6 protein-coding genes and 3 pseudogenes are annotated in these 7,209 nt (G+C 66.5%); 5 read left to right on the top strand and 4 right to left on the bottom strand.

Features of this window, described 5'->3' with window-relative positions; genetic code table 11:
- Positions 1-447 precede the first annotated feature (447 nt).
- Positions 448-1,431 carry a phosphotransferase family protein gene (locus J7E88_RS35395; RefSeq protein ID WP_215187606.1) on the top strand — a complete coding sequence of 328 codons (984 nt, stop codon included), beginning with the start codon at positions 448-450 and terminating at the stop codon, positions 1,429-1,431.
- A gap of 46 nt (positions 1,432-1,477) precedes the next feature.
- Here the strand turns inward: J7E88_RS35395 and J7E88_RS35390 are convergent.
- Positions 1,478-1,717, bottom strand: a pseudogene (locus J7E88_RS35390) (IS256 family transposase); the annotation flags it as partial.
- Positions 1,718-1,790: 73 nt separating this feature from the next.
- Here J7E88_RS35390 and J7E88_RS35385 point away from each other — a divergent pair.
- A pseudogene (locus J7E88_RS35385) lies at positions 1,791-2,612 on the top strand (transposase); the annotation flags it as partial.
- A 49-nt stretch (positions 2,613-2,661) separates the two neighbouring features.
- Positions 2,662-3,033, top strand: coding sequence for a hypothetical protein (locus J7E88_RS35380; RefSeq protein WP_215187607.1), 372 nt, complete (start codon positions 2,662-2,664; stop codon positions 3,031-3,033).
- A 126-nt stretch (positions 3,034-3,159) separates the two neighbouring features.
- Here the strand turns inward: J7E88_RS35380 and J7E88_RS36670 are convergent, their stop codons facing one another.
- The 3 genes and pseudogenes from J7E88_RS36670 to J7E88_RS35370 form a co-directional block, all read right to left on the bottom strand.
- Complete coding sequence (locus J7E88_RS36670) at positions 3,160-4,059, bottom strand: pentapeptide repeat-containing protein (protein ID WP_251023688.1); 900 nt, start codon at positions 4,057-4,059, stop codon at positions 3,160-3,162.
- A 393-nt stretch (positions 4,060-4,452) separates the two neighbouring features.
- Positions 4,453-4,899, bottom strand: a pseudogene (locus tag J7E88_RS36665) (transposase); the annotation flags it as partial.
- 10 nt (positions 4,900-4,909) lie between these two features.
- Entirely contained in the window at positions 4,910-5,332 is a 423-nt protein-coding gene (locus J7E88_RS35370) for a RacP protein (RefSeq protein ID WP_215187603.1), read from the bottom strand.
- A gap of 62 nt (positions 5,333-5,394) precedes the next feature.
- Here J7E88_RS35370 and J7E88_RS35365 point away from each other — a divergent pair, with 62 nt between their 5' ends.
- Complete coding sequence (locus tag J7E88_RS35365) at positions 5,395-5,853, top strand: integrase (RefSeq protein ID WP_251023686.1); 459 nt, start codon at positions 5,395-5,397, stop codon at positions 5,851-5,853.
- Positions 5,854-6,006: 153 nt separating this feature from the next.
- On the top strand, positions 6,007-7,209 hold a 1,203-nt coding region (locus J7E88_RS35360; protein WP_251023687.1), incomplete at its 3' end, for an MFS transporter.

The following is a 7,209-nucleotide window of genomic DNA, read 5'->3' as shown; positions in this document are numbered from 1 at the left end:
GCTGTGGTCGTCGCTCAAGAAACGAGAACTCGCCAACCTTGCCGGCGACCACCTTGCTGATGTTGCCGACGCCACCGAACAAGGCATCCACCGCATCAATCAGAACCGGCAGCTGCCCTGGTCCTTCCTCACCCACACCGGCCTGACCATCCACCCTCCAACCCCACTGAATTAACGAAAAGATCAGTAAGCGACGGATCAAAGTCGGGCATTCCCCCGGCCCGGACGCAGACCGCACGGGCAATGCCACCCGCCTGCTCAGCGTCGCAAGTCCGTTCCGCGCCGATCTGGACATGCACCAGAACGGAGCGGACTGCGATGGGTTCCTCGCGTGGGACGAGCCTGTCACCTTGTGGCGGGCCACAGGTGCCCAGTGAGAAATTGTCAAGAGTTGTGGGTGGGGTGGCCAAGGGATGCGTCCGTCGGTGAGGTGGATAGCCTGCCTCCATGGTTATGGGCGAGGGGGCCGAGCGCATCGGTGCCGATCTTGAGGGCCAGGGTTGGGGTGCAACGCGCGCCTGGGTGCAGAAGGGGCTGTCCGAGGCAGAGCACGTCGAAGACGTTGCGCGGTTGCGTGGCGGTTGGACGTCGGAGATGCGCCGTCTGGGCATCTGCGGGCCGGGCGGTCGACGCTCGCTGGTCCTGCGGTCCTTCGTCAAGCCCTTCTTCGTTCGACACGCGGAGGGCCTGCTGACCCGCGAGGCGGCCGTTCTGCGTCTGCTCGGCGACACGGACGTGCCCGCGGCCACGCTTGTGGCAGTGGACGCAACGGCGCAGTACTGCGACCACCCCTCCCTGCTGATGTCCCTGCTGCCCGGGACCGTGCGCCTGGGCGATGAAGGGGCTGACCAGCGCGCCGACCTGCTGGCACGTCAATTACTGCGTATCCACCGGCTGCCGGTGGCCGCAAAGGCACGTCCTCGCACCTATCAAGCGTGGACCTCTCCTGAGCGGGTAAGCCCGCCCGAGGACACCCAGCAGCCTGAGCTGTGGCAACGGGCCGTGGACGTTATTCGCCGCGAGCCCCCGGACTACCGGGCCTGCTTCCTGCACCGGGACTTCCATCCCGGCAATGTCCTCTTCACGGGCAACGGCAATGGTCTGCAGATCAGCGGCGTCGTCGACTGGGTCGAGACCTCCTGGGGGCCGGCCGACCTGGATGTGGCTCACTGCTCCACAGCCCTGGCTCTGCTGCACGGGGTTCCCACGGGCATGCACTTTTCCGACAAGTACGTTGCGGCGGGAGGGACGCTGGCCGAAGATCGCGCCGCCCATCTCTACTGGCGGCTGCTGGACGCCTTGCCCTTCGCTCCGGACGCCGAGAAGGTCGCCGTCCCCTGGCGTGAATTGGACCGTGCCGATCTGACCCCCGCCGTGCTGACCAAGCGGCTGGAGGCTTACCTCCAAGCCCTTTTTGACCGCTACGCCTGAACCAGATCTGCAACCTGCGGGCAGGGGACCTGGATCAACGGGCCTGTCATGCTACGAGTTCTTTGGGACGCTCGACGAGGTGGCCGCATTCGAAGTGGGCTCCGGCACGGACGAGGGCGACGAGGTAGGGTGCGTTCACCGCGCGCCAGCGGGCCTGGGCGGACTCGATGAGCTTGAAGACAATGGCCAGTGCGGCGGCCCGACTGCCGGTGCCCTTGGTGACCTTGGTCCGAAGTCGCACGGTGGCGAAGGTCGACTCGATGGGGTTGGTGGTCCGCAGATGGATGACCGGGGCGCGCATGCCGCGGCGGGCGCAGTCCCGCAGTAGGCCCACCCACGCCTCGGACGATTCGCGGTAGATCCTCGGCCGCCTGCGCTCGGATGGCGTGATGCGACGGCCGACGCCGCCGCGGATCTACGACCCCAAGGGCGGACGGCCGCCGAAGCACGGTGGCGAGTTCGTCTTCGGCGACCCCGCGAGCTGGGGCGCCGAACAGGCCGTGACGACCACGGACACCCGCCTCTACGGGAAAGCGACCGCGCAAGCTTGGGACCGGCTGCACCCGCGGCTGACCCACCGGGCGGCCTGGCTCGATCACTCCGGCCCACTGCCCATCATCGAGGGCACCGTCATCCGCCTGGTCGTGGGGAAGCTGCCTAGCGGCGGAGTGAACAAGCCGGTCTGGCTCTGGTGGTCGAGAACCGGGGCCACCGGCAAGGACGTGGACCGCTGCTGGCAATCGTTCCTGCGTCGTTTCGACCTCGAGCACACGTTCCGCCTCTTCAAGCAGACACTCGGCTGGACCAAGCCCCGACTTCGCAGCTCAGAAGCAGCCGACCGCTGGACATGGCTGGTGATCGCCGCGCACACCCAGCTCCGGCTCGCCCGTCCACTCGCCGTTGACCTCCGGCGTCCCTGGGAGAAGCCAGCCCCGCCGAACAAGCTGACGCCCGCCCGAGTCCGGCGGGGGTTCAGAAACCTCCGAGCGAAGACCGGCTCTCCAGCCGGGGCACCGAAACCGTCCCAGCCGGGCCCCGGCCGGCCACCGGGCTCGAAGAACCGCCGCCCGGCCACCCGTCACGACGTCGGCCGGATCCTTGCGACCGGCAAGGCATACAAGCGCCCCGCCCACCACAAAGTCGGCACAAAGCCCCGACGTGTCACACCAGCTCCGACCTGACGGGAGACCACGCCTGCTCGGTCCCCATGCATCAAGCAGGATGGGGAACATGGGCCCGAACGGAAGTGGGCCCCTTGAATACCTTGTGCACTGGGATGGTGAGCTCTCCGACCTCATCAGAAATGCCCGGCGCGGTGAACCGACATCGATCGTCACCTTCCGTCGTGGCCATGCCCTGGCCGCTGCGGAGAAGGTCACTGCTGGACTCGCCAGCCCCAGCCAGCTCGTCGACTGGGCACAGGCCGTGCATTTCGAGGACCACGTGGCCGTCGAGGAAGAACACCAGGATCTGCTGACTCAGTTCCTCGCCGAAATCTCGACCCCCGAGCTGTTCGAACCGGTCACCCGCGAAGTCTGCCAACGATGGCTACGCGTCCTGCAGACATCGATGGCCTCCGATGCCGAAGCGACCGAACGTTAAACGACAAGGTCAGTACCTGTTCCTGAACCGGCAGTCTTACGATCGCTGCGGCCGTCAATGATGGCCACAGCGTGGACGCATGGTCGGCCGCCATGCTGGGCCGAGGCTAATGTCAGAGGTCCGTGCTCACGATTTGACCTGTGAGAGCAGCGATCGCGGAAGTCCGCGTACCCCGGTGGTTGTGGCTCCGGTCAGTTTCACGCCGTTGAGCTTGGCTCCTCGCAGATCGGCCCTGGTCAGGTCCGCACCGCTCAGATCGACCCCCCGTAGATCGGCGTCGGTGAGATCCGCCTCCGTCAGATCGGCATTCCGCAATGACGCATGAACGTCCGTCTCGAACTCAGCACCCAGTACGTCCTGCAAACGCCTGTCGGCAGCGCTGAGCCGCGCCCCATGCAGATTCGCTCCCATCAGATCCGCCCCGCTCAAGTCGGCTTCGATGAAGATGGCACCGGTCAGTTTGGCCCCATCAAGCGATGCACCCCTCATGTCAGTACCGAAAAAGACTGCCCTGGTCAGGTCATTCGCATCGGCGTGAGACCCGCTCAAGTCAGCATTACGCAAGTTCGCCTCGGTGAAGTCTGCACGGGCCATCTTGGCCCCAGTTAGTGAGGCGCTCTCCATGGTCGCCCACCCAAAATAAGCACCCTTCAAGTTGGCATCGTAGATAACGGCATGGGACAGGTTCGCGTCAGCGAAGAAACCCTCGCGCAGATCACCGGACAGGCCAGCGCCTCTGAGGTCAGCGCCACCCAAACTTGCTTCCCTGAATGGCCCTACCAACCCCAAGTTGCGGAGCTCAGCCCCGGACAGATCCAGGCGGGCCTCGCCGTCATGCTTGGGTGATCGGCTGGCCAGCACGGTCACAACGGCGGTGATGGGAGTAGGCGGCGCCGCCTTGCGGACATCCAGGAGGTCATCCTCGTTGATCTTGTCGAAGCCACTCGCAGGTACGCGCGCGTTCTGCCGCACATACGCACACAGGACAGACACGATGGCGGGCTGGTCCCGGGAGGAGTCCTGCATGATCCGCTGCAGGGCATAGATCCCGCCGAAGCGTACGTCCACGGACTGGGAGCCCAGGTTCTCGACTGCGGCGTTGAAGCGGTTAGTGATCTGCCCGTGTTCAGCGATCCGCAACTCACTCCGGGCCTGTCCCACCGACACCCAGGTGAACAACAAGGCCACGAGGGCCGTCAGGCCAGGCAGAGCGGCCACCAACAAGGCCATCCGTTGTCCCTGGCCGCTGTCCGACCTGCGGCCCTCACCTGACAGGCGCCCTGCGCGTCGCCGGAGTGCCTCCCGGCGACGCGCGGCACGCTGGTGTCGCCCACGGCGAGGAGTGATCCTCATACGGCAATGGCACCTGATGGGCGCGTGTCCGGGTCGCTGCCACGCCGTGAAGGCACCTGAAGAACGGACCAGTGCAGTGTCGGCTGAATCAGGGCTTCGGCGACGCTTGCGGCCGTTGATCTTTTTCGCCGCGTCGTAGCCGCGGCTGTCGCGGCCGACGGTTTCTGCGGCTTTCACGGACTGGGAGTCGATGATGACGGCCACGGCCTGCGGCGTCTTGCCCACTGTGGTACGGACCTTGCGGCGAAGCTGGTCGCGCAGGACGGCGACGCCGGCCGCCGCCCAGCGGGCGAAGAACTTGTAGACCGTGGACCAGGGCGGAAAGTCACGCGGGAGGGACCGCCACTTGCAGCCGGTGTCCACCACGTAACGGATGGCGTCCACGATCTCCCGCTGCGGGTGGGTTTCCGGCCTGCCTCCCTTCCTGGTCTGGCAGGCCGGAACCGGCAACGAGGGCTCAATCAGCGCCCACTCAGCGACGGTGGTGTCCGAGGTGTAGCGGCGTCGGCGCATGCCCGGCTCCTCAGCGGCCGACGCGGGCAGTTCCGCCGCGGCGGAACCTCACCAGCATGTCCAGCGCGGCTCTGATGCCGTTGAGCTGGGCCAGGACCAGCTGCACCCACTCGTCTTCCGGGTCCAACTCGGCGTGCGGGCCGATGGTGTCGGTGATCAGCCGGGCGAACTCGTTCAGCTTCCTCTTGAAGATCGCCTGCTCGTAGGCTTCCAGCTCCACCGGATCCCCGGAGAAGCGGTAGCCGTCGGCGAGCGTCCAGATCAGCGGCGGCAGGTGATCCTGGGCTGCGATGTCCCGCAGGATCCCCAGGCCGCGCCGGGTCTGGGAGGGCGACAACTCGGTCGCCGCGACCAACTGCTTAAAGCTGAGGACGGCCGGACGGGCCTCGGACAGCGCGACACGGATCCGGTCGGCCGACACGGTCGGCTTCAACGGCCCTCCTGCCGCCCCACATTGCGCAGGTCCTCGCAGGTCACCTCGACATCAACGCCACGATGGGCTACACCGCCATCTACCCGGCAGACGCCATCGAAGCCCACCGCGCGTTCATCGCCTGTCGTCGATCGCTTCGTCCCAGCGAGGAATACCGGACCCCGACAAACGAGGAGTGGGACGCCTTCCTCGCACACTTCGAGAAGCGCAAGCTCTCCCTGGGAACCTGCGCTCGGGCGTTCGGGACCTCGTGCATCCACGAGCACGCTTGCGTCCGATGCTCGCTCCTCCGGCCCGATCCGTCCCAGCGAGACCGTCTGACCGAGATCCGCGACAACCTGCTCGACCGGATCGCCGAAGCTCAGCGTGAGGGCTGGCTCGGCGAAGTCGAGGGCCTGGAAATCAGCCTCGCCGGCGCTGAGGACAAACTGGCTCAGCTCGATGGCGGTCTCAAGCCCGCAGTCATCCACTTGGGCCTGCCCAGCTTCGGCCGGATCGCTGGGCGCTCATCCGCCCCCTGACCTGCGCCGGGCTGATTCCGCCCTGGAAAGGACCCGGGAATCGGCCAGGGCTGTCCGTGAGCTTCACCAGGGGCTTCACTCATCTATCAGCCCAACTGCTTAACCAGTACGGCAGGTTGAAGAGATCACGGCATGATGCCGCGTGTGGACTCGATGAATGACACGTCGGACCGGCCCCGAACCCGCTGGGGAGTACTTACCCAATCGGATTTCCGCCTGCTCTGGACAGGCGAGACGGTGAGTGGGCTGGGAAACAGCATCACCGTGGTCGGGTTGCCGTTGATCGCGGTCGAGGTGCTGGACGCCAGCTCCACCGCCGTCGGCCTGCTCGCCGGGGCGGTGTGGCTGCCATGGCTGCTGGTGGGTCTGCCGGTAGGCGCATGGGTGGATCGGATACATAAACGGCCTCTGATGATCGTGTGCGACCTGGTGGCCGTTGTGGCGCTGGGGAGCATCCCGCTGGCGGCGTGGCTCAATGCGCTCACTTTTCAGCACCTGGTCGTCGTCGCGTTGATATGCGGCACCGCGGCGGTGTGCTTCAACACCGCCTACCATTCGTACATCCGGATCGTGCTCGACGGCCGCGACCTCCTGGAGGGGAACGCCAAACTGCAGGGCAGCGAGGCTGCCACCCAGGTCGCCGGGCCGGGGGTGGCGGGGCTGCTCGCCCAAGCGTTCGGCGCGGTTACCGCGCTCGTGGCCGACGCAATGACGTTCCTGGTATCCGCGGCCTGCCTGAAGCGGATCAGCGTGGTCGAACCGGACCGCGCTCCGGACGAGAAAGGCGTCCCTCTCCGACGGCAGATCAGCGAAGGGCTCCGCTTCGTGGGCCGGGACCGGTACTTGCGGTCGATGGTCACGTGGGGCGCCGTGATCAACATGGCGCTGATGGGCTATCAGGCGGTACAGGTCGTCTTCCTAGTCCGCACCGTTGGGCTGGACCCGGGCTTGGTCGGGCTGCTGCTGACCAGCGGTAGCACCGGCGGCATCGTCGGCGCGCTGGTGGCGACCAGGGTCAGCCGGCGGTTCGGCACCGCGCGCGGACTGCTTCTCCTGCAGGTCGCCACTGCGCCGTTCGCGCTGCTCCTGCCGTTGACCACGGCAGGGTCGGGGTTGCTGCTGTTCGCGATGGGCGCCTTCCTCGTCGGGATCGGCATTTCCGTGGCCAACATCGTGGTCGGCAGCTTCCGGCAGACCTACTGCCCGCCGCACATGCTCGGCCGAGTCGTGGCGGCGGCCATGATGATCAACCACAGCACCATCCCGCTCGGGTCCCTGCTCGGCGGCGTGCTCGGCGACGCCCTTGGGTACCGGTCGGCTATGTGGATTATGACGGGTGTCGGCGTACGACCTCGG

This window comes from Streptomyces sp. ISL-10 (assembly GCF_018614575.1).
Lineage (GTDB): Bacteria > Actinomycetota > Actinomycetes > Streptomycetales > Streptomycetaceae > Streptomyces.
Note: the sequence above shows the minus strand (reverse complement) of the source record. Positions and strands in the feature narration are given on the sequence as shown.

Excerpts from the sequence above, each read along its gene's own strand:
- J7E88_RS35380 (WP_215187607.1), top strand. The coding sequence starts at position 2,662 with ATGGGCCCGAACGGAAGTGGGCCCCTTGAATACCTTGTGCACTGGGAT.
- J7E88_RS36670 (WP_251023688.1), bottom strand. The coding sequence starts at position 4,059 with ATGCAGGACTCCTCCCGGGACCAGCCCGCCATCGTGTCTGTCCTGTGT.
- J7E88_RS35395 (WP_215187606.1), top strand. The coding sequence starts at position 448 with ATGGTTATGGGCGAGGGGGCCGAGCGCATCGGTGCCGATCTTGAGGGC.
- J7E88_RS35365 (WP_251023686.1), top strand. The coding sequence starts at position 5,395 with ATGGGCTACACCGCCATCTACCCGGCAGACGCCATCGAAGCCCACCGC.